At 60.1% G+C, this 21,911-nt stretch carries 19 protein-coding genes and 2 tRNA genes; 14 read left to right on the forward strand and 7 right to left on the reverse strand.

Annotated features, from left to right (window positions below):
* Positions 1-48: 48 nt before the first annotated feature.
* Entirely contained in the window at positions 49-1,056 is a 1,008-nt protein-coding gene (locus B1722_RS08055) for a DUF481 domain-containing protein (protein WP_041070716.1), read from the reverse strand.
* A 166-nt stretch (positions 1,057-1,222) separates the two neighbouring features.
* Between B1722_RS08055 and B1722_RS08060 the strand changes: the two genes are divergently transcribed.
* The 4 genes from B1722_RS08060 (at position 1,223) to B1722_RS08075 (ending at position 5,995) form a co-directional block, all read left to right on the forward strand.
* Complete coding sequence (locus B1722_RS08060) at positions 1,223-1,576, forward strand: MGMT family protein (RefSeq protein WP_041070719.1); 354 nt, start codon at positions 1,223-1,225, stop codon at positions 1,574-1,576.
* A 43-nt stretch (positions 1,577-1,619) separates the two neighbouring features.
* On the forward strand, positions 1,620-3,179 hold the full coding sequence (locus B1722_RS08065) for an AmpG family muropeptide MFS transporter (protein ID WP_041070722.1): 1,560 nt from the start codon (positions 1,620-1,622) through the stop codon (positions 3,177-3,179).
* Between the two features lie 129 nt (positions 3,180-3,308).
* A complete protein-coding gene (locus B1722_RS08070) occupies positions 3,309-5,024 on the forward strand; it encodes a proline--tRNA ligase (RefSeq protein WP_041070725.1) in 1,716 nt (571 codons plus the stop codon).
* 17 nt (positions 5,025-5,041) lie between these two features.
* Positions 5,042-5,995, forward strand: coding sequence for a hypothetical protein (locus B1722_RS08075; protein WP_027614341.1), 954 nt, complete (start codon positions 5,042-5,044; stop codon positions 5,993-5,995).
* An 85-nt stretch (positions 5,996-6,080) separates the two neighbouring features.
* Here the strand turns inward: B1722_RS08075 and dinB are convergent, their stop codons facing one another.
* Complete coding sequence (gene dinB, locus B1722_RS08080) at positions 6,081-7,142, reverse strand: DNA polymerase IV (protein WP_041070728.1); 1,062 nt, start codon at positions 7,140-7,142, stop codon at positions 6,081-6,083.
* A gap of 279 nt (positions 7,143-7,421) precedes the next feature.
* Here dinB and B1722_RS08085 point away from each other — a divergent pair.
* From B1722_RS08085 to B1722_RS08100, 4 genes are all read left to right on the forward strand, one after another.
* Positions 7,422-7,498, forward strand: a tRNA-Met gene (locus B1722_RS08085).
* A gap of 208 nt (positions 7,499-7,706) precedes the next feature.
* Positions 7,707-7,783, forward strand: a tRNA-Met gene (locus B1722_RS08090).
* Between the two features lie 279 nt (positions 7,784-8,062).
* Positions 8,063-10,702, forward strand: a complete 2,640-nt coding sequence (gene mprF, locus B1722_RS08095; RefSeq protein ID WP_041072202.1) for a bifunctional lysylphosphatidylglycerol flippase/synthetase MprF — start codon at positions 8,063-8,065, stop codon at positions 10,700-10,702.
* Positions 10,702-11,994: a virulence factor family protein gene (locus tag B1722_RS08100; protein WP_047292008.1), complete on the forward strand. Its 1,293-nt coding sequence runs from the start codon at positions 10,702-10,704 to the stop codon at positions 11,992-11,994. The genes mprF and B1722_RS08100 overlap by 1 nt, the downstream gene beginning before the upstream one ends.
* A gap of 248 nt (positions 11,995-12,242) precedes the next feature.
* On the opposite strand, the gene B1722_RS08105 is transcribed toward B1722_RS08100, so the two are convergent.
* From B1722_RS08105 to B1722_RS08115, 3 genes are all read right to left on the reverse strand, one after another.
* Entirely contained in the window at positions 12,243-12,530 is a 288-nt protein-coding gene (locus B1722_RS08105; protein ID WP_086792119.1) for a type II toxin-antitoxin system RelE/ParE family toxin, read from the reverse strand.
* An 11-nt stretch (positions 12,531-12,541) separates the two neighbouring features.
* Positions 12,542-12,832, reverse strand: a complete 291-nt coding sequence (locus B1722_RS08110) for a Phd-YefM (protein WP_086792120.1) — start codon at positions 12,830-12,832, stop codon at positions 12,542-12,544.
* A 172-nt stretch (positions 12,833-13,004) separates the two neighbouring features.
* Positions 13,005-14,846, reverse strand: a complete 1,842-nt coding sequence (locus B1722_RS08115) for a potassium transporter Kup (RefSeq protein WP_371260436.1) — start codon at positions 14,844-14,846, stop codon at positions 13,005-13,007.
* A 348-nt stretch (positions 14,847-15,194) separates the two neighbouring features.
* Between B1722_RS08115 and rimO the strand changes: the two genes are divergently transcribed.
* The 5 genes from rimO (at position 15,195) to tsaA (ending at position 19,481) form a co-directional block, all read left to right on the forward strand.
* A complete protein-coding gene (gene rimO / locus B1722_RS08125) occupies positions 15,195-16,532 on the forward strand; it encodes a 30S ribosomal protein S12 methylthiotransferase RimO (protein WP_041072206.1) in 1,338 nt (445 codons plus the stop codon).
* Between the two features lie 327 nt (positions 16,533-16,859).
* Complete coding sequence (locus B1722_RS08130; protein ID WP_041072208.1) at positions 16,860-17,333, forward strand: GNAT family N-acetyltransferase; 474 nt, start codon at positions 16,860-16,862, stop codon at positions 17,331-17,333.
* Between the two features lie 189 nt (positions 17,334-17,522).
* Positions 17,523-18,233 (forward strand): rRNA pseudouridine synthase, encoded by a 711-nt coding sequence (locus B1722_RS08135; RefSeq protein WP_047291998.1) that lies wholly within the window; start codon positions 17,523-17,525, stop codon positions 18,231-18,233.
* A gap of 72 nt (positions 18,234-18,305) precedes the next feature.
* Positions 18,306-18,773, forward strand: a complete 468-nt coding sequence (locus B1722_RS08140; protein ID WP_041072212.1) for a DUF1456 family protein — start codon at positions 18,306-18,308, stop codon at positions 18,771-18,773.
* Between the two features lie 9 nt (positions 18,774-18,782).
* A complete protein-coding gene (tsaA, locus tag B1722_RS08145; protein ID WP_041072214.1) occupies positions 18,783-19,481 on the forward strand; it encodes a tRNA (N6-threonylcarbamoyladenosine(37)-N6)-methyltransferase TrmO in 699 nt (232 codons plus the stop codon).
* A 179-nt stretch (positions 19,482-19,660) separates the two neighbouring features.
* Here tsaA and fpr read toward each other — a convergent pair whose 3' ends face one another.
* Entirely contained in the window at positions 19,661-20,440 is a 780-nt protein-coding gene (gene fpr, locus B1722_RS08150) for a ferredoxin-NADP reductase (protein WP_003222277.1), read from the reverse strand.
* 133 nt (positions 20,441-20,573) lie between these two features.
* Here fpr and B1722_RS08155 point away from each other — a divergent pair, with 133 nt between their 5' ends.
* Positions 20,574-21,500, forward strand: a complete 927-nt coding sequence (locus B1722_RS08155; RefSeq protein WP_007964377.1) for a LysR family transcriptional regulator — start codon at positions 20,574-20,576, stop codon at positions 21,498-21,500.
* Here the strand turns inward: B1722_RS08155 and B1722_RS08160 are convergent.
* Positions 21,497-21,859, reverse strand: coding sequence for a diacylglycerol kinase (locus B1722_RS08160; RefSeq protein ID WP_003222276.1), 363 nt, complete (start codon positions 21,857-21,859; stop codon positions 21,497-21,499). The two genes, B1722_RS08155 and B1722_RS08160, sit on opposite strands and share 4 nt — an antisense overlap.
* Positions 21,860-21,911: the final 52 nt, after the last annotated feature.

The raw sequence follows: 21,911 nt of genomic DNA on the forward strand, positions 1-21,911 counted from the left end.
CCATTCCCCTGTAGGCGCTGCCGCAGGCTGCGATCTTTTGCTTGTGCCTTACCAGGCCACGCCAAACCCTGCGGTATAGCGGGTCTTGTTCAAATCTGCGTCTTTCGTGCCACTGATGATGTCGCGCTCGGCCTTGAGATTGAGCGACGCCCAGTCGGTGACCTTGTAACGCAGGCCCATCTCGGCATCCAGCGCGTAGTTGGCCACGTCCGACAGCGGCTTGCCCAGTTCGCCGTTGGTGAAGAACTCGACCTTCTTGCCGATCAGGTAGCGGTTGTAATCCCACTTCATCGCGACCGAATAGAAATTGTCCTTGCCGCCATCGCTGTACTCGTAATCGGTGCGGTTGAGCAGCGAGCCGAGCGAGAACGCCCCCAGCTCGTCGTCCCAGAACTGGTAACCCGGACCGGTACCGACCACGCGCTGACGTGACAGCTCTTCAACGTAATCACGCTTGTAGTTCAGGCGCCCCTGCCAGAACCACTTGTCGGTGAGGAAACGGTCGAGCGCGTATTCAGCGCGCCAGTTATTGGTGGTGACTGCGTCGTCCTGCACTTCGCGGTTGTATTCGCCCTCGGCAGTGTGCCGCCAGCGACCATGACGTGCGGTGGTCTTGAAGTCGATGTCGTAATCGTCGGTGTCCTTTTCTGCCCGCTGATAGTCCATCGCCAGGCCGATATTGCCTTTCCACACCAGATCTTCGACCACCGGTTTTGGTTTGAGAATCTGCTGGATACTCGCCAGCTCGACGGTTCTCGGCGCCTCGCCGTTGGCCAGAGTGACCTTGCCGTCATCGGCGGCGGTCAGCGACTTGGCCTTTTCACCGTTGTAGGCGTCCTGTTTCACCAGCAGTTCCTGATCGCTCTGCAGGGTCTTGACCTCTTTCCAGTCAATGGTGACCGCACCCGCGTACTGGGTCTGAATCAGCAATTTGCCGCCATCGAAAACGGAAATCTTGCCGCTCAATTTGTCACCGTTCTTCAACCAGACGGTGTCGGCAAGCAGGGGCGTGGATGCACTGAAAACAGCAAGGCACAGCAGGGTTCTGGACAGCATAAGCAGTTCAAGGGCTCAAGTTTGCGAAAAAAGGTCGGCATTATCCGTAGGAATAAGACCCTGACAAGGACTGACCGGACGATTTCCATTGAGTTCATTTCTCATCTGGCCGACGAGCGATTACGCTTAAGCCCATCCACACGACCGATGTTCAGGAACCGCACCGGTGAAAGAGCCGAACCCTCCCGATGAAAGCGAAGCGCAAATCCGACGCACGGCGCTTTATTCCACCCTTGCCCAAGTACCTGAAGGCAAAGTGGTCAGCTATGGTCAGCTGGCCGAACTCGCGGGTCTGGGGCGCGCCGCCCGCTGGGTCGGCCGGACCCTCAGCCAACTACCCGGCGATACCAGACTGCCGTGGCACCGGGTATTGGGTGCCGGCGGTCGGATCAGCCTGCCGCCGGGCAGCCCCTCGGGAGACGAACAACGGGCACGATTACGTTCTGAAGGCGTCACCATCCTGAACAATCGTGTGGATATTCAGCGCCATGGCTGGCGTCCGATAGAGCACAGCGGTTAGAGTGCGCGCTTTGTTTTCGCAATCTTGAGGCAGACTTCAGCCCATGCCCCGTAAAACCTGGCGCGCCGCGCTAGCCGCCTATGCCAGTCCTTCGACGCTCGTGCTGTTGTTGCTCGGTTTTGCTGCCGGCCTGCCGTACATGCTGGTGTTTTCGACGCTGTCCGTCTGGCTGCGTGAAGCCGGCGTTGCCCGTGAAACCATCGGCTACGCCAGCCTGATCGGCCTGGCCTACGCCTTCAAATGGGTCTGGTCACCGCTGCTCGACCAATGGCGCCTGCCTTTATTGGGCAAGCTGGGCCGCCGCCGTTCGTGGCTGGTACTCTCGCAGTCGTTAGTGATTCTGGGCCTGATCGGCATGGGCTTCTGTGATCCGCAGAAACACCTCTCCTGGCTGATCGCCATTGCCGTCATCGTCGCCTTTGCCTCCGCCACCCAGGATATCGCGGTCGACGCCTATCGCTTGGAAATCGCCGACGACAGCCGTCAGGCCGCACTGGCCGCCAGTTACATGTCCGGCTATCGCGTCGCCGCCCTGCTGGCCACGGCGGGCGCGCTGTTCTTCGCCGAGGGCTTCGGCTCCACCGGCTTCAACTATCAACATTCAGCCTGGACCGGCACCTACGCCCTGTTCGGGGTGTTGATGGTCCCTGCCCTGCTGACCTCGCTGCTGATGCGCGAACCGCCCGTGCCATTGCGCACGCAGTTGCAGGCCGGTCGCTACAGCTTCGTCCATCAACTGGCCTCGGTATTCGTGCTGATCGTGTTGCTGGTGTCGGTTCCGGCGATGTTCACCCAGCTCTACAACACCGATTTCGCCAGCGTACTCTTCGGTCAGATGAGTCCGCTCGACCTGCTGCTCGAAGACCGCGCCTTCCTGCGTGCCATCCTCTATACCCTGCTCACCGGCCTGTGCCTGTCGACCATGGGCCGTCGCGGCCTGGCGCCAGTACTGACCCCGGTCAACGACTTCATCCTGCGCTACCGCTGGCAGGCGTTGCTGTTACTTGGACTGATCGCCACCTACCGGATGTCCGACACGGTGATGGGCGTGATGGCCAACGTGTTCTACATCGACCAGGGCTTCACCAAGGATCAGATCGCCAGCGTCAGCAAGATCTTTGGCCTGATCATGACCCTGGTTGGCGCCGGCATGGGCGGCCTGCTGATTGTGCGCTTCGGTATCCTGCCGATTCTGTTCATCGGTGGCGCGGCTTCGGCGGCGACCAACCTGCTGTTCGTGATGCTGGCCGACATGGGGCCGAACCTGCAGATGCTGGTGGTGACCATCTCCCTCGACAACTTCAGTTCCGGGCTCGCGACCTCGGCGTTCGTCGCCTACCTGTCGAGCCTGACCAACCTCAAGTTTTCGGCCACGCAGTACGCCCTGCTCAGTTCGATCATGCTGTTGCTACCGCGCCTGATGGGCGGTTACTCCGGTGTCATGGTCGAGAAGTTCGGTTACCACAACTTCTTCATGATCACCGCGCTGCTCGGGGTGCCGACGCTGGTGCTGATTGCCCTGCACTGGTTCCAGGAAAATCGCCGCGCGGGCCCGACGCCAACGCCCGAGCCTGCACCGACCTCCGTCGTCGAAGAGTCGTAGGACATTTCAGATACGGCGGGAGGATTCCCGCCGTCGAGCCTCACCGCCAAGCGCAATCCTGTACGTCGGCAAATCTCGCCGGTACACTGCTCCGTCATTTCCAGTCATAGCAACCGACAACGGCCAACCATGCGCACCAGTCAATTTTTGCTCGCCACACAGAAAGAAACGCCTTCCGATGCGGTCGTCGTCAGCCACCAACTGATGCTGCGCGCCGGCATGATCCGCAAACTCGCTTCGGGCCTGTACACTTGGCTGCCGATGGGCTTGCGGGTAATGCGCAAGGTTGAAGCCATCGTTCGCGAAGAAATGAACGCTGCCGGTTCTCTTGAAGTGTTGATGCCGAGCACCCAACCGGCCGAGCTGTGGCAGGAATCGGGGCGCTGGGAAGAATACGGCCCTGAGCTGCTGCGCATCAAAGACCGCCACGGTCGCGACTTCTGCGCGGGCCCTACCCACGAAGAAGTGATCACCGATCTGATGCGCAACGAGTTGAGCAGCTACAAGCAGCTGCCGATCAACCTGTACCAGATCCAGACCAAATTCCGTGACGAAATCCGCCCACGCTTCGGCTTGATGCGTGGCCGTGAATTCATCATGAAGGACGCCTACTCGTTCCACGCCGATCAGGCTTCGCTGCAGGTCACCTACGACCGCATGCATCAGGCGTACTGCAACGTGTTCACCCGCCTGGGCCTGAAATTCCGTCCGGTTGAGGCCGACAACGGTTCGATCGGCGGCGCTGGCTCCCACGAGTTCCACGTACTGGCCGAGTCCGGCGAAGACGACATCGTCTTCAGCAACGGCTCCGACTACGCGGCGAACATCGAGAAAGCCGAAGCCGTGCCACGGGAAACCTCGCGTCCAGCACCAGCGGAAGAGCTGCGCCTGGTCGACACCCCGGACACCAAGACCATTGCCGCGCTGGTGGAAAAATTCAATCTGCCGATTGAAAAGACCATCAAGACCCTGATCGTCCACGCCGAAGAGCCAGGCAAGCTGATTGCGCTGATCATCCGTGGCGACCACGAGCTCAACGAAATCAAGGCTGCCAACCAGCCAGGCGTGGCCAGCCCGCTGGTGATGGCTTCCGATGCCGAACTGCGTGACGCCATTGGCGCCGGCGCCGGTTCCCTCGGCCCGCTGAACCTGCCGCTGCCGATTATCATCGACCGCTCGGTCGAGCTGATGAGCGACTTCGGCATCGGTGCGAACATCGACGACAAGCACTACTTCGGCGTGAACTGGGAGCGCGATCTGCCGGTTCCAACCGTCGCCGACCTGCGTAACGTCGTGGCCGGTGACCCAAGCCCGGACGGCAAAGGCACCCTGGAAATCAAGCGCGGCATCGAAGTCGGGCACATCTTCCAGCTGGGCAACAAGTACAGCAAGGCGATGAAGTGCGAAGTGCTGGGCGAGAACGGCAAGCCGGTCACCCTGGAAATGGGTTGCTACGGTATCGGCGTATCCCGCGTGGTCGCTGCCGCCATCGAGCAGAACAACGACGACAAAGGCATCATCTGGAGCGACACCCTGGCGCCGTTCCAGATCGCCCTGGTACCGCTGCGCTATGAAACCGAGCAGGTGCGCGAAGCCACTGACAAGCTGTACGCAGAACTGACGGCGGCCGGTTTCGAAGTGCTGCTGGACGATCGCGACAAGAAAACCAGCCCGGGCATCAAGTTCGCGGACATGGAGCTGATCGGCATTCCTCACCGGATCGTGGTCAGTGACCGCGGCCTCGCCGAAGGCAACCTGGAATACAAGAGCCGCACCGAGGCCGAAGCGCAAGCGCTGCCGGTCGCCGATGTGCTGTCCTTCCTTCAGGCCCGTATCCGCCGCTGAATCCAGATAGAGACCTCATGTTCAAGCGAAACACCTTGGGCCTCGGTGGCGCCGCCTTGTGCGGCGCCCTGCTGGTCAGCGGCTGCGCCAATCAGATGTCACAGCGCAGCGAGCACGAAGAGCGGGTCGAGCGCAAACTGCTCGACCACAGCCTGCAGATCGATGTCGGTGAGCCTAAGGTGCTCGAGCTGCCGCAACGACGTGTGAAGATCAACGAACAGAAGACCTTCGAAGTCACCGAGTTCGAAGTCACACGCCGTTACGACCGCTACACGCCTTACCAGCCCTGGCGCGAAATCTATGAGATTCCGTTGGGTGCAGTGGCGGTGGTCGCTGGTATCGGTGCCAATGTGGTCAACGTGTTCGCTTTGGGCAATCTGCCGGACAGCGTGACCAAGGACTGGCTGAACTACGGCATTGCCGGGGTCAACCCGTTCATGAACGTGCAGTCTCACGGTCGTGCACAACAGAACCTGGCCGGTATCGATGAAGTCCAGCGCGACAAGCGCACGGAATATTCGAGCCTGCCGTGGAGCGAGCGCCCGGTGCAGGTCAAGGCCGGCAAGCAGACCTTCGACATGACCACTGACCGCAACGGCGTGCTGCGCCTGAACCTGCTGGACAGTCCGTTCGCCGAAAATGACCTGAATCACATCGGCAAACTGCAGATCAGCGTCGAAGACGGCAAGGATGACGTGCACAGCGATTCGTCCCTGGCGATCAGCAGTCATTTGCGCAGCAAGTTGCTCGAAGCCCACGGGTTGATTTATGACGATCTGGAAGACGACGAAGTGAGCCAATGGGTCCACCGAGTCAAGCGCCTGTCGGAGCTGGGTCTGGAAGAAGAAGCCAGCGAACTGGAGCAAAGCCTGATCGAACTGACGCGTAACGATCCTGAATTGCAGGCCGAGTTTCTCAAGTCGCTGACCAAGGATGCCGGGCGCCTGGTGGCTGATCCAGGACCGAATTAAGCCTTAAAAGATCGCAGCCTGCGGCAGCTCCTACAGGGAACGCATTCCAATGTAGGAGCTGCCGCAGGCTGCGATCTTTTGACTCTTAACGCTCAAACAACTCCATCTGCTCAAACCCGCCGCGCAAATCCTCCAGCCGGACCCCCACGCCCAACAACCGCACCGGTTTCCCGCCACGATTGAATGCCTGCGTCAGCATCAACTGATAACTGCCCAGATCGCGCCCTGCCCCGGCCTGCTCCAATGTGGTCTGGGTAAAGTCATGAAACTTCACTTTGACGAACGGCTTGCCCGGCCGATAACTGCTGTCGATCCGTTCCATGCGGGTTTTCAGGGTGTCCAGCAGCTCCGGCAGTTTGTCGAGGCAACTGCGCAGATCCGGCAGATCGACGTCGTAGGTGTTTTCCACGCTGATTGACTGACGGCGACTGTCGTTATGCACCAGCCGATCATCAATCCCACGGGCCAGACTCCAGAGTCGCTCACCGAAACTGCCGAATTCGCGCACCAGCGCCAATTTGTCCCACTCGCGCAGTTGCAGGCAATCGACGATGCCGAGCTTGCCCAGCTTGTCCGCGGTGACTTTGCCGACGCCGTGCAACTTGCTCACCGGCAAACCGCTGACGAAATCTTCCACCTGATCCGGAGTAATGACGAACAGCCCGTTGGGCTTCTTCCAGTCACTGGCGATCTTGGCCAGAAACTTGTTCGGCGCCACACCCGCAGACACGGTGATGTGCAACTGATTGGATACGCGCCGGCGGATATCCTGAGCGATACGCGTGGCGCTGCCGCCAAAATGCGCGCTGTCGGAGACGTCGAGATAGGCTTCGTCCAGCGACAGCGGTTCTATCAGGTCGGTGTAATCGCGAAAGATCGTATGAATTTCCTTAGAGGCTTCGCGATAGGCGTCCATGCGTGGCTTGACGATGGTCAGGTCGGGGCACAGCTTCAAGGCGTGTCCGGATGACATTGCCGAGCGCACACCATAGGCCCGCGCTTCATAGTTGCAGGTTGCAATCACTCCACGCCGATCCGCCGACCCACCCACCGCCAATGGCTTGCCGGCCAGGTTCGGGTCGTCGCGCATCTCGATGGCGGCGTAGAAACAATCGCAGTCGACGTGGATGATTTTTCGTTGAGTCATGACAGAAAAGGAAACATGGCGAGCCGGATCCGCAGTATCTCACTGACACCTGTATATAGCACCAGTGGTCTGAATGTTCTTTTCAGTTTGTAGGACAACGACAATGAATTTATTTTCTCAATCGAAAATCATTGGCCGATAGAGCTGAAAGCCTTGTCCCACCTGCCCTGCGTCCCTTCTCCCGCCCTGCAAAAAGCGCTAAGCGATTGAACAGGAACAGATTTATCCAGATTCAAGGTTGACACTCCGGTGATCCTCTGTAGAATGCCGCCACACAGACGCGGGATGGAGCAGTCTGGTAGCTCGTCGGGCTCATAACCCGAAGGTCGTCGGTTCAAATCCGGCTCCCGCAACCAAACATCAAAAAAGGCTACTCGAAAGAGTGGCCTTTTTTGTGCGCGTCTGTTTTTCAATCAACGCGCAGTCGAGCAAACAGGAATTCGTTGCATTTCCGAAACTTACCGTTGCGCTGCGACCGTTTGACGCAAATTCACACTTATTTGACCCTTTACGGGATTAGCGGTTGACACCTCGCCGTTCGCCTGTAGAATGCCGCCACACAGACGCGGGATGGAGCAGTCTGGTAGCTCGTCGGGCTCATAACCCGAAGGTCGTCGGTTCAAATCCGGCTCCCGCAACCAAACATCAAAAAAGGCTGCTCGAAAGAGTGGCCTTTTTTGTATCTGTGGAAAAAGTCCTTTCGCAACAATGATCTGTCACGCTGCAGTGAAACGCTCAGGATCATCAGACCCGCCCAGTTGCGACTATGCTTGAGTCGCAGGCAAGACGTCTGCAATCCATGACCCGCCCTCGCCGATCCCGGATGAGAGGCGTAGTATTTTGTGATTATTTTTTTCTACAGGGATTGGTAACTTGGCTGGATACCTCCATCCTGTCGCGCACAATCCAAGAGGTGATTGATGCGCGCCAACTCGTCTGATTCACAAGACACCGTCACAGCAGAACATCCGATCAAACCCGAGCGCCTGCGCTTGCTGGATCGGTTGAGCAAATATCGCCAGCCGATCGGTCTGGCGGTCACGTTGCTGCTGTTTGCCATTGCGCTGATTGCCTGCCGCCATCTGCTGAGCGAACTCGATCTCTACGCCCTGCATGACTCGATCCTGGCCGTGCCGAAACCGGCCCTGCTGGGAGCCGTGAGTGCGACGGTGGTCGGCTTCATCATATTGCTCGGCTATGAATGGTCGGCCAGCCGCTATGCCGGCGTGGCCTTGCCGCCGCGCACCCTGGCACTGGGCGGCTTCACCGCATTTGCGATTGGCAACGCCATCGGCCTGTCGCTGCTGTCCGGCGGCTCGGTGCGCTACCGTTTATATGCACGACATGGCCTGGGGGCATCGGAAGTCGCGCACATGACGCTGTTCGCCAGCCTGTCGCTGGGTTGCGCCTTGCCTCCGCTGGCCGCCCTCGCGACCCTGAGCGATCTGCCCGCCGCCTCCACTGCATTGGGTTTGTCAGAAGGCCTGCTCGGCACGATCGCCGCGGTGGTGCTGGGGCTTGGCGCGATTCTGGCCGTCGGCATCTATCGCCGCCGCCTGCCGGAGCAGCCATACCGCGACAACCTGCTGGTCAGGGTCGGTCGCCGCACATTGCGCCTGCCGGGCCGACGCCTGACCTTCCTGCAACTGATCATCACCGCTCTCGACGTCGCCGCAGCGGCCACCGTGCTTTATCTGCTGCTGCCGGAAGCCCCGCCGTTCGGCGCCTTCCTGCTGGTGTACCTGCTGGCCCTGGCCGCCGGCGTCCTCAGCCATGTGCCGGGCGGGGTCGGGGTCTTCGAAGCGATCCTGCTGGCAGCTTTCGCTGACACCCTCGGAGCCGCGCCACTGGCCGCTGCCCTGCTGCTGTATCGCCTGATCTATGTGGTGCTGCCGCTGCTGGTGGCCTGCCTGTTTTTGCTGATCAACGAAGGCCAGCGCCTGTTCCAGACCCAGACCATGCGCGCCGCGTCCGGTCTGGCCGCGCCGATTCTGGCGGTGCTGGTGTTCCTGTCCGGCGTGGTACTGCTGTTTTCCGGTGCCACCCCGGAGGTCGATACGCGCCTTGAACACATCGGGTTTCTGATCCCGCATCGCCTGGTCGACGCCTCGCACTTCGGCGCCAGCCTGATTGGCGTGTTGTGTCTGTTGCTCGCTCAGGGCCTGCGCCGTCGCCTGTCGGCCGCGTGGATGCTGACCACCATTCTGTTGCTGGTCGGCGCCCTGCTGTCGCTGCTCAAAGGCTTCGACTGGGAAGAAGCCACGCTGATGACGCTCACCGCGGCGCTGCTCGGGGTGTTCCGCCGTTCGTTCTATCGTCCGAGTCGACTGACCGAACTGCCGTTCTCGCCGCTGTATCTGGTGGCCAGCCTGTGTGTATTGGGCGCTTCGACCTGGCTGCTGCTGTTCGCCTATCAGGACGTGCCGTACAGCCATCAACTGTGGTGGCAGTTCACCCTCGACGCTGACGCCCCGCGCGGCCTGCGCTCGCTGCTCGGCGCGGCGGTGCTGTTGCTGGTGATCGCCCTGACCTGGCTGCTGCGCACCGCACGCCCGGTGATTCATCTGCCCACCCCGGACGAACTGGATCGCGCCGCGAAAATCCTGATGGCCTCGTCGCAACCCGATGGCGGCCTCGCCCTGACCGGTGACAAGGCGCTGCTGTTTCACCCCAACGACGAGGCGTTTCTGATGTACGCCCGTCGCGGCCGCAGCCTGGTGGCGCTGTACGACCCGATCGGCCCCGGCCAGCAGCGTGCCGAGATGATCTGGCAGTTCCGCGACCTGTGCGACATCCATCACACCCGTCCGGTGTTCTATCAGGTGCGCGCCGAGAACCTGCCGTACTACATGGACATCGGCCTGACCGCGATCAAGCTCGGCGAAGAAGCCCGGGTCGATCTGCATCGCTTTGACCTGGAAGCTAAGGGCAAGGAGATGAAGGACCTGCGCTACACCTGGAACCGTGGCACCCGCGACGGTCTGTCGCTGGAAATCCATGAGCCGGGCCAGGCGCCGATGGATGAGTTGAAAGTGATTTCCGATGCGTGGCTGACCGGCAAGAACGTGCGCGAGAAAGGCTTCTCCCTCGGCCGTTTCAGCGACGATTATCTGAAGCATTTCCGCATTGCGGTGATTCGCTTCGAGGGCCGCCCGGTGGCGTTCGCCAACCTGCTCGAGACTTACAGCCATGACCTGGCCAGTCTCGACCTGATGCGCTCGCACCCGGACGCCCCCAAGCTGACCATGGAGTTCCTCATGGTCGGCCTGATTCAACACTATAAGAGTCACGGATACGCGCGCTTCAGCCTGGGCATGGTGCCGTTGTCGGGGTTGCAACCCCGGCGAGGTGCACCGCTGACCCAGCGTCTGGGCTCGATGGTTTTCCGCCGTGGTGAGCAGCTGTACAACTTCCAAGGCTTGCGCCGCTTCAAAGACAAGTTCCAGCCTGACTGGGAACCCCGTTATATGGCAGTGCCCGCCGGACTCGATCCGCTGGTGGCGCTGGCCGATACTGCTGCCCTGATCGCGGGCGGCTTGACTGGATTGGTGAAACGCTGATGATTCAACGCTCCCTGAAGTACATCCTGGCCGCACTGATCGTGCTGGCCGTGATTGCCGGCGGCGGTTACTGGTACCTCAAACGCCCGGCACCGCAACCGACACTGCAACCACTGACGGCTGCCGACGGCACGGTCATGACCCGCGTCATTCCCGGCACCCAGCCCAAGGCTCAGGTGCTGGTCGCGGTCAATGACGACCAGAAGCTGACCGACAACCAATTGAGCACACTGAGCCGCAGCGCCTCGGCGCAGATCGTTCAGGTGATTCTGCCCAAGGACTGCCTGCAACAGAGCCGCGCCCTGCAAACCGGCCTGCGCGAACTGAATGGCCCGGCCACGCTGGTCAGCGGTATCGGCCCTGGCGCGGTGCTGGCCTGGCGCTGGTTGTCCGAGCAGAAGGACGACAAGGCCCAGGCGATCTCGGTCGACCTGGCCCTGGAAAAACCTGGCTGCACCCACCTGCTGCCGAAATCTGCCGCCCACGGCCACTGGCTGGTGGCGTGGAACGACAACCCGGACGACACCAGCGCCGGTTTCGTGCGCGATCAACCGAACGCCGAAACCAGCATCAGCGACTACGACATCAACCTGCCGCAGGTGCTGAACAACGAACTGCGCAAGATCCTCGTCGGCGGCGACAAGGCCAATGGTGGTCTGGCGATCCCGGTGGTTGAAGTGCCAGCCGGTCAAGCCAAGGACACCGTGACCCTGTTCCTTTCCGGTGACGGCGGCTGGCGCGACCTCGACCGCGACGTGGCCGGCGAGATGGCCAAGATCGGTTACCCGGTGGTCGGCATCGACACCCTGCGCTACTACTGGCAGCACAAGAGCCCGGAGCAAAGCGCACTGGATCTGACCGAACTGATGCAGCACTACCGCCAGAAATGGGGCACCAAGCGCTTCATCCTCACCGGTTACTCGTTCGGTGCCGACGTCCTGCCAGCGATCTACAACCGCCTGCCGGAGACCGAGCAGCAACGCGTCGACGCCATCATCCTGCTGGCCTTCGCACGCACCGGCAGCTTCGAAATCGAAGTCGAAGGCTGGCTCGGCAACGCCGGCAAAGAAGCCGCCACTGGCCCGGAAATGGCCAAGCTGCCCGCCGCCAAAGTGGTGTGCATCTACGGGGCCGAAGAAACCGACGAAAGCGGCTGCACCGACAAGACTGCGGTGGGCGAAGCAGTGAAACTGCCTGGTGGCCACCACTTCGACGAGAATTACCCGGCGCTGGCCAAGCGTCTAGTGGACTTGATCGAGAAGCGTCAGAGCAAGGATCAGCCGGCAGAGTGATCTGAGCCGGCCAAACAAAAAGCCCCCGCAGCCTACGCTTGCGGGGGCTTTTTACATTTCAGCTGCCGTCAGAATCCTCTGTGGGAGCGAGCCTGCTCGCGAAGGCGTAGTGTCAGTCGACGAATATGTTAACTGACTCACCGCTTTCGCGAGCAGGCTCGCTCCCACAGGGGATTTGCGCTGGATTTGAGGCTATACACAGCCACAAAGAAGCCCCGCCAGCCACAAGGCTGACGGGGGCTTATTGTTTAGAGGCGTTTTTCAGCAGCGCCATACACTTCTTCGTCACGTCGAGCCCCCACCGCGACGATCAACACTTGGATGGCCCGGCCATCGACTCGATAAACGATTCGCGTGTCGCCCGTTCGAATTCGTCTGCACCCCGCAAGACTGGCTCTCAGAGGCTTGCCACTTTTGTCCGGCTCGCCATGGATGATCCGTTCTTCGATTACATCCAGAATCCGGTTGGCAGCTGCTGCCCCCAATTGATCAAGATCCCTTTGGACTTCCGGATGATAAATCACTCCCCAAACCATCCAGCGCTCCCTTAATCCTTCCGGGCGTACCTTGCCCGCATATCCTCATGGCTGACAGCCTTGGTCTGATCAAAATTGTTCAGACGTTCACGGGCTGCCGCTTCAATGCGCAGGTTCTCAAGTTCATCCAGCAATTCCTGATAGGCCTGCACGTTGATGATGACCGCTGCCGGTTGATTGTCCTTGAAGATGACCAGACGCTCAGTGGCACGACTGGAAATCTCCTTGAGCTTCGCGCTGAAGCTCCTGACCATGGCAGTCACGGAAATAGCCTGGTCAGCACGCTCTAATAATGCCGTCATAATCACCTCTCACTCACATGCTGATGCGTACGTTAATGCACAGAGTATTGTGCTGAATTAAACATAGTGCAACTTGCTGTTTCCTCTATCCGACCAAGCACTCAAACCGGACACGCACAAAAAAGCCCCCGCCAGCCTTGAAGCTGACGGGGGCTTTTCAGTTAGGGTGCAGCTACATCTCCACCTGCGTCCCCAACTCAATCACCCGGTTCAGCGGCAGATTGAAGAACCGCAGGTTGCCGTTGGCATTCTTCAACATGAACGCAAACAGCGCCTCGCGCCAGCGGGCCATGCCTTCGAGTTTCGAGGCAATCACCGTTTCGCGGCTGAGGAAGTAGGTGGTGCGCATCGGGCTGAAGTCCAGATCATCCAGATGGCATAGCTTCAGTGCCTGCGGCACGTCCGGCTCGTCGGTGAAGCCGAAGTGCAGGATCACCCGGAAGAAGCCTTCGCCGTGAGCTTCGACTTCGAAGCGCCGCGATGGCGGCACGCGCGGGATGTCTTCGTAGACCACGGTCAGCAGCACCACTTGCTCGTGCAATACCTGGTTGTGCAGCAGGTTGTGCAACAGCGCGTGGGGCACGGCGTCGGAGCGCGCGGTGAGGAACACCGCGGTGCCCTGCACGCGGTGCGGTGGTTGCACGCGGATGCTGCTGATGAAGATCGGCAGCGGCAACGCGCCTTCGTCCAGCCGATCGACCAACAGCTCTTTGCCGCGCTTCCAGGTGGTCATCAGGATGAACAGCACGATCCCCGCCAGTACCGGGAAGGCACCGCCCTGAATGATTTTCGGCACGTTGGCCGCGAAGAACATGCCATCGACCAGCAGGAAGCCGACCAGAATCGGCACGGCCAGCAGTGGTGGCCATTTCCATAGCAGCAAGATCACCGCCGCCACCAGAATACTGGTGATCAGCATGGTGCCCGTCACCGCCACGCCATAGGCAGACGCCAATGCGCCGGAGGACTCGAAACCGATCACCAGCAGGATCACGCCCACCATCAGCGCCCAGTTCACCGCACCAATATAGATCTGCCCCTGTTCGGCACTGGAGGTGTGTTGAATGTGCATGCGCGGAATGTAGCCAAGCTGAATCGCTTGACGGGTCAGCGAAAACGCACCGGAAATCACGGCTTGCGAAGCGATCACCGTGGCCAGGGTTGCCAGCACCACCAAAGGCACCAGTGCCCAGTTCGGCGCCAGCAGGTAGAACGGGTTACGCGCCGCTTCCGGATTCTCCAGGAGCAATGCGCCCTGACCGAAGTAATTCAGCACCAGTGCCGGAAGTACCAGCGCCAGCCAGGCGCGGGCAATCGGCTTGCGCCCGAAGTGGCCCATGTCGGCGTACAGTGCTTCGGCGCCGGTCAATGCCAGCACTACCGCGCCGAGAATCGCCACGCCCATGCCCGGATGCACGATGAAGAATCGCACGCCCCAGATCGGGTTCAGCGCGCTCAATACTTCAGGGTGTCGAACGATCCCGCTGACACCCAGACCGCCCAGCACCAGGAACCACGCCACCATCACCGGACCAAACAGCTTGCCAATGCGATCGGTGCCATGCTTCTGGATCAGGAACAGTCCGACCAGGACCACCAGCGCCATCGGCACCACCCAGCGCTCCAGGCCATCGAATGCCAGCTCCAGACCTTCCACCGCCGACAATACGGAAATCGCCGGGGTGATCATGCTGTCGCCGTAAAACAGTGCGGCACCGATCAATCCCAGGATCACCAGCACCGCCTGCAATTTGGGATAGCGGCTGGATGCGCGTCGCGCCAGGGCGGTCAGCGCCATGATCCCCCCTTCGCCCTGGTTGTCGGCCCGCAAGACGAACAACACGTACTTGATCGTAACGACCCAGATCAGCGACCAGAATATCAATGCCAGAATCCCGAAGACGCCGTCGTGATTGACCGGCACCCCATAATGACCGGCGAATACTTCTTTGAGGGTGTACAACGGGCTCGTGCCGATGTCGCCGTAAACTACCCCGACTGCCGCGACCAGCATGCTCAGCGGTTTTGCAGCCGAATGCTCGGCGCCCGCCGCCTGACTACTTGCCTGACCCATCCAACACTCCTGATTCTCAAACCGGCTTCTTTGAATGAAGCACTATGCTTTGTGGTGCAGCATGCGCTGTTTTACCTGTTGTTACAGTCGTTTTGTTGACTGTAAAAAACGGTAAAGCTCAACGGCGCGAAGCATAGCGCAGCACTCGTCGTATTTCCCTGCATAAAGCTGGTCAAGTGCGTTGCTCATCGCTAGAATTGCGCACTTTTTGATCAGAGGCGCACCCTGAGCGCCCGTCCGTCGACTTTCCCACACGGCAAGCGACGTCACAAAATACCGAGGTTAGACATGTCCACCACTCCTGCGCCGGCCAATCCAAAGGTTGGCTTTGTATCTCTGGGTTGCCCGAAAGCACTGGTCGACTCCGAGCGCATCCTGACCCAGCTGCGCATGGAAGGCTATGACGTGGTGTCCACCTATCAGGACGCCGACGTGGTGGTGGTCAACACCTGCGGTTTCATCGACTCGGCCAAGGCCGAATCGCTGGAAGTGATCGGTGAAGCGATCAAGGAAAACGGCAAGGTCATCGTCACCGGTTGCATGGGCGTAGAAGAAGGCAACATCCGCGACGTACACCCGAGCGTGCTGGCCGTGACCGGTCCGCAGCAGTACGAACAAGTGGTCAACGCGGTGCACGAAGTGGTGCCGCCGAAACAGGACCACAACCCGCTGATCGACCTGGTGCCGCCGCAAGGCATCAAGCTGACTCCGCGCCACTACGCGTACCTGAAGATTTCCGAAGGCTGCAACCACAGCTGCAGCTTCTGCATCATCCCGTCGATGCGCGGCAAACTGGTCAGCCGTCCGGTGGGTGATGTACTCGACGAAGCCCAGCGTCTGGTCAAATCCGGCGTCAAAGAGCTGCTGGTGATTTCGCAAGACACCAGCGCCTACGGCGTCGACGTGAAATACCGCACCGGTTTCTGGAACGGCGCGCCGGTGAAAACCCGCATGACCGAACTCTGCGAAGCGCTGAGCACCTTGGGCGTGTGGGTGCGTCTGCACTACGTTTACCCGTACCCGCACGTCGACGAGCTGATCCCGCTGATGGCCGCCGGCAAGATCCTGCCGTACCTGGACATCCCGTTCCAGCACGCCAGCCCGAAAGTGTTGAAATCGATGAAACGCCCGGCGTTCGAAGACAAGACCCTGGCGCGGATCAAGAACTGGCGCGAAATCTGCCCGGACCTGATCATCCGTTCGACCTTCATCGTCGGCTTCCCGGGCGAAACCGAAGAAGATTTCCAGTACCTGCTGAACTGGCTGACCGAAGCCCAGCTCGACCGCGTCGGTTGCTTCCAGTACTCGCCAGTCGATGGCGCGCCGGCCAATGACCTGGACCTGGAAGTGGTCCCGGACGACGTCAAGCAAGACCGTTGGGAGCGTTTCATGGCGCACCAGCAGGCGATCAGCTCGGCACGCCTGCAAATGCGCATCGGCCGCGAGATCGAAGTGCTGGTGGACGAAGTCGACGAGCAAGGCGCTGTCGGCCGCTGCTTCTTCGATGCCCCGGAAATCGACGGCAACGTGTTCATCGACAACGGCAGCAACCTCAAGCCGGGCGACAAGGTCTGGTGCAAGGTGACTGACGCTGACGAATACGACCTGTGGGCTGAGCAGCTCTGATCTGAAGATCAAAAGCCCCTCACCCTAACCCTCTCCCTGAGGGAGAGGGGACTGATTGAGTTGCTCTTTCGAATGACGGCGACTTGAAATATCGAGTCGACCTCAGATTTTGAACAGCATGAAGATCAGCTCCCTTCCCCCCTCGCCCCCCTTGGGGGAGAGGGTTGGGGTGAGGGGGAAGCTCTTGCAGGCAACATTAACAGCCAGCCAGACACCGAAATAAATACAAAAAGCCCCGCTCTTTTTACGAGATGCGGGGCTTTTTTGCGTCTATCGTTTGCAGTGGGAAGGAATCCCGCTCATCCATTTGAAAAGAGGCAGCCGGGCATGCGTCAGCATTCGGTCATTCACACGCCGAAACTCAGCGACTATCAGGAACTGACCCGAGTCTGGGAGGCCTCGGTCCGCGCGACCCATGACTTTCTGCCGGACAGCTACATCGAATTGCTGCGCAATCTGGTGCTCACCCGTTACCTGGACGCGGTGATGTTGATCTGTACCAAGGACGCCAACCAGCGCATCACCGGGTTTGCCGGCGTGGCGGCGGGCAAGATCGAAATGCTGTTCATCGATCCCGAGCATCGCGGCCAGGGTTTGGGCAAGAAACTGCTCAACTACGCCATGCAACATCTGAATGCCGATGAACTGGACGTCAACGAACAGAACCCGCAGGCGCTGGGGTTTTACTTCAAACAGGGTTTTGAAGTGATCGGCCGCTCGGAAGTCGACGGCATGGGCCAGCCGTATCCGCTGCTGCATATGCGTTTGCGCCAGAACCAGCAGCGCTCCAGTAACGGCTGACACATCGTAGAACCCTGTGGGAGCTGGCTTGCCAGCGATGCCGGCGACTCGGTCTGACAGATGCACCGAGGTGATGCCATCGCTGGCAAGCCAGCTCCCACAGCAATTGCGAACACCCTGCAAATGGAACCGGGCTTAACCGGCGCCAGGCAGGTACAATGCCCACCCCTTTTTTGTTACGGCCCTGTCATGACTGACCCGATTCGCCTCTCCAAACGCCTCATCGAACTGGTCGGTTGCTCCCGCCGGGAGGCCGAGCTGTTCATCGAGGGCGGCTGGGTCACCGTGGATGGCGAAGTGATCGACGAACCGCAGTTCAAGGTCGGCGACCAGAAGGTCGAACTCGACAAGGACGCCAAGGCCACCGCGCCGGAGCCGGTCACGATTCTGCTCAACGTGCCGGCCGGTATGGACGTCGACACCGCCATGCAATCGCTCAGCGCCGACACCCTCAGCGAAGAGCACCGCTACGGCAAACGTCCGTTGCGCGGACACTTCCTGCGCCTGACCGCCAGCGCCGACCTGCAGCCCAAGGCCAGCGGCCTGCTGGTATTCACTCAGGACTGGAAAGTGCTGCGCAAACTGACTGCCGATGCGGCCAAGATCGAGCAGGAATACGTGGTCGAGGTCGAAGGTGACATGGTTGCCCACGGCCTCAATCGCCTGCAGCACGGCCTCACCCACAAGGGCAAGGAGCTGCCGCCGGTCAAGGCCAGCTGGCAGAACGAAAACCGCCTGCGCTTCGCCATGAAGAACCCGCAACCGGGGATCATCGCGCAGTTCTGCGAAGCGGTTGGCCTGAAGGTCGTCGGCATCCGCCGCATCCGCATCGGCGGCGTGTCGATCGGCAAGGTTCCGGTGGGCCAATGGCGCTACCTGTCCGGCAAAGAGAAGTTCTGACACCTCTGTTGCCGCCACACATTCCGGCAGCGCGCCTGCATGCTGCCCACAACGATTATCAGGATGACCCACATGATTCATAACGACGTATTGCGCAGCGTGCGCTACATGCTCGACATCAGCGACAAGAAAGTCATCGAGATCATCAAGCTCGGTGGCCTGGACGTGGAGCTGAAAGACGTCGTCGCGTACCTCGACAAGAAAGAAGAAGACGAAGAAGGCTTCGTGCGCTGCCCGGACGAGGTCATGGCGCACTTCCTCGATGGCCTGGTGATCTTCAAGCGTGGCAAGGACGAAAGTCGTCCACCGCAGCCGATCGAAGTGCCGGTGACCAACAACATCATTCTGAAGAAGCTGCGCGTGGCTTTCGAACTCAAGGAAGACGACATGCACGCGATCCTCAAGGCTGCCGAGTTCCCGGTGTCCAAGCCTGAGCTGAGCGCGCTGTTCCGCAAGGTCGGCCACACCAACTACCGCCCGTGCGGCGATCAGTTGCTGCGCAATTTCCTCAAGGGCCTGACCCTGCGCGTTCGTGGCTGATCACGCAACATGACTTACAGCGTCTCCCCCATTGGTTTTGTGCGCTCCTGCTTCAAGGAGAAGTTCGCCATCCCGCGCCAGCCGCAACTGGCCCCCGCCGCCCGTGGCGTGCTGGAGCTGGTGGCGCCGTTCGATCAGGGTGACGCGGTGCAAGGGCTGGAGCAGGTCAGCCATGTCTGGCTGCTGTTCCTGTTTCATCAGGCGCTGGAAGAAAAGCCCCGCCTGAAAGTGCGCCCACCACGTCTGGGTGGCAACAAGTCCATGGGCGTGTTCGCCACCCGCGCCACTCACCGTCCCAATGGCATCGGCCAGTCGGTGGTAAAGCTGGACAAGGTCGAGGCACATCGGCTGTTCATCTCGGGCATCGACCTGCTCGACGGCACGCCGATCCTCGACATCAAACCCTATGTGCCTTACGCCGATATCATCCCCGGAGCCTCCAACAGCATCGCCAGCGCCGCGCCACAGCTGATTGACGTGCAGTGGACGGACGCCGCGCTGCAACAGGCGCACGGCCATGCTCAGCGCCTTGACGAGCCACTGGTCGAGTTGATCGAGCAGTGTCTGGCCCAGGATCCGCGCCCGGCGTATCAGACGCCGGCGCCGGAGCGCGAGTACGGTGCGCAGTTCTGGGATCTGGACGTGCGCTGGCATTACCCGACGCCGGAGCAGATTTGCGTACTGGAAGTCATCCCGGCCAACACCTGAGACCTCGCTCAATGTAGGAGCTGCCGCAGGCTGCAATCTTTTGATTTTGCCTTTTCAAGATCAAAAGATCGCAGCCTTCGGCAGCTCCTACATGGATTTTGGCAGGCAGGAATGAAATATCTCGGGCATGAAAAAGCCCCCATTGCCTTCGCCGGCAATGGGGGCTTTTTTCGTGGGGCTTACTTCTCGACGAACGCACGCTCGATCAAGTAATCACCCGGCTCGCGCATCCGCGCCGAGATCTTCAGGCCGAAGCTGTCGAGCACTTCGCTGGTCTCGTCGAGCATGCTCGGGCTGCCGCAGATCATCGCGCGGTCGTCCTGCGGGTTGATCGGTGGCAGGCCGATGTCGCTGAACAGCTTGCCGCTGCGCATCAGATCGGTCAGACGGCCCTGGTTCTCGAACGGCTCGCGGGTCACGGTCGGGTAGTAGATCAGCTTGTCCCGCAGCGCTTCACCGAAGAACTCGTTCTGCGGCAGGTGCTCGGTGATGAACTCGCGATAGGCGACTTCGTTGACGTAGCGCACGCCGTGCACCAGGATCACTTTTTCAAAGCGCTCGTAGGTTTCCGGGTCCTGAATCACGCTCATGAACGGCGCCAGACCCGTGCCGGTGCTCAGCAGATACAGGTGTTTGCCCGGGTTCAGGTCGTCCAGGACCAGGGTGCCGGTAGGCTTCTTCGAGATGATGATCTCGTCGCCTTCCTTCAGGTGCTGCAGCTGCGAAGTCAGCGGACCATCAGGCACTTTGATGCTGAAGAACTCGAGATGCTCTTCCCAGTTCGGGCTGGCGATCGAGTAAGCGCGCATAAGCGGGCGGCCATTTGGCTGTTGCAGGCCGATCATCACGAACTGACCGTTCTCGAAGCGCAGGCCCGGATCGCGGGTGCACTTGAAGCTGAACAGAGTGTCGTTCCAGTGATGAACACTGAGGACACGCTCGTGGTTCATGTTGCTCATGTACGTGGGACTCCTGGATATTGGGTCTGCGCTCGCCTTTGCGGCCGACAGTGCGCAATTGCAACGCATTCTAATAGCGACGACAATATCTGTTAACTGGATTATTAAGATAAGGGTTATCGGTTATATCGATATGCGATTTACTCTTCGTCAACTGCAAGTCTTCGTCGCCGTCGCCCAGCAGGAAAGCGTATCCCGTGCTGCGGGTCTGCTCAACCTCTCGCAATCGGCGGCAAGCACCTCTATTACCGAACTGGAGCGCCAGTCCAGCTGCCAGCTGTTCGACCGCGCCGGCAAACGCCTGAGCCTCAACGCGCTGGGCAAACAGCTGCTGCCGCAAGCCGTGGCCCTGCTTGATCAGTCCAAGGAAATCGAAGACCTGCTCAATGGCAAATCCGGTTTCGGCTCACTGTCGGTGGGTGCCACCCTGACCATCGGCAATTACCTGGCGACCCTGTTGATCGGCGGCTTCATGCAGCGTCATCCCGAAAGCCAAGTAAAGCTGCATGTGCAGAACACGGCCAATATCGTGCATCAAGTCGCTCACTACGAAATTGATCTGGGTCTAATCGAAGGTGACTGCAGCCATCCGGACATCGAAGTGCAGAGCTGGGTCGAAGATGAGCTGGTGGTGTTCTGCGCGCCGCAACATCCGTTGGCCAAACGCGGCAGCGCGACCATGGAAGAGTTGACGCACGAAGCGTGGATTCTGCGCGAACAAGGCTCTGGCACACGACTGACGTTCGATCAGGCCATGCGTCACCATCGCAGTGCGCTGAATATCCGCCTGGAGCTGGAACACACTGAAGCGATCAAACGCGCGGTGGAATCAGGATTGGGGATTGGCTGTATTTCGCGGCTGGCGCTGCGCGATGCGTTTCGGCGCGGCAGCCTGGTGGCGGTGGAAACGCCTGATCTGGATCTGGCGCGACAGTTTTACTTCATCTGGCACAAGCAGAAATATCAGACGTCGGCCATGCGCGAATTTCTCGATCTGTGCCGCGCTTTCACCGCTGGGGTGCAGCGCAGCGACGAGATCGTCTTGCCAAGTATCGCTTAAAGCAGAATCACCGCCCACACCAGGGCAATCATGCTCAGGGCTACGAATTGCGCAGCGCTGCCCATGTCCTTGGCATTCTTGGACAGTGGGTGAAGTTCCAGGGAAATGCGGTCAATCGCCGCTTCTACTGCCGAGTTCAACAACTCGACGATCAGCGCCAGCAGGCAGACGGCGATCAGCAGTGCCTGTTCGACGCGACTGACATTCAGGAAGAACGTCAGCGGAATCAGCACCACATTGAGCAGCACCAGTTGGCGGAATGCCGCTTCGCCGGTGAAGGCTGCGCGCAGGCCGTCCAGCGAGTAACCGGAAGCGTTGAGGATGCGTTTCAGGCCGGTCTGGCCCTTGAAAGGTGACATAAGGTAAAAACCAACCAGAAAGGAGTGGGAAAGCTAGAGCAACAAAAGTCAA

The organism is Pseudomonas sp. SCPG-7 (assembly GCF_002156405.1).
GTDB classification, from domain to species: Bacteria; Pseudomonadota; Gammaproteobacteria; order Pseudomonadales; family Pseudomonadaceae; genus Aquipseudomonas; species Aquipseudomonas parakoreensis.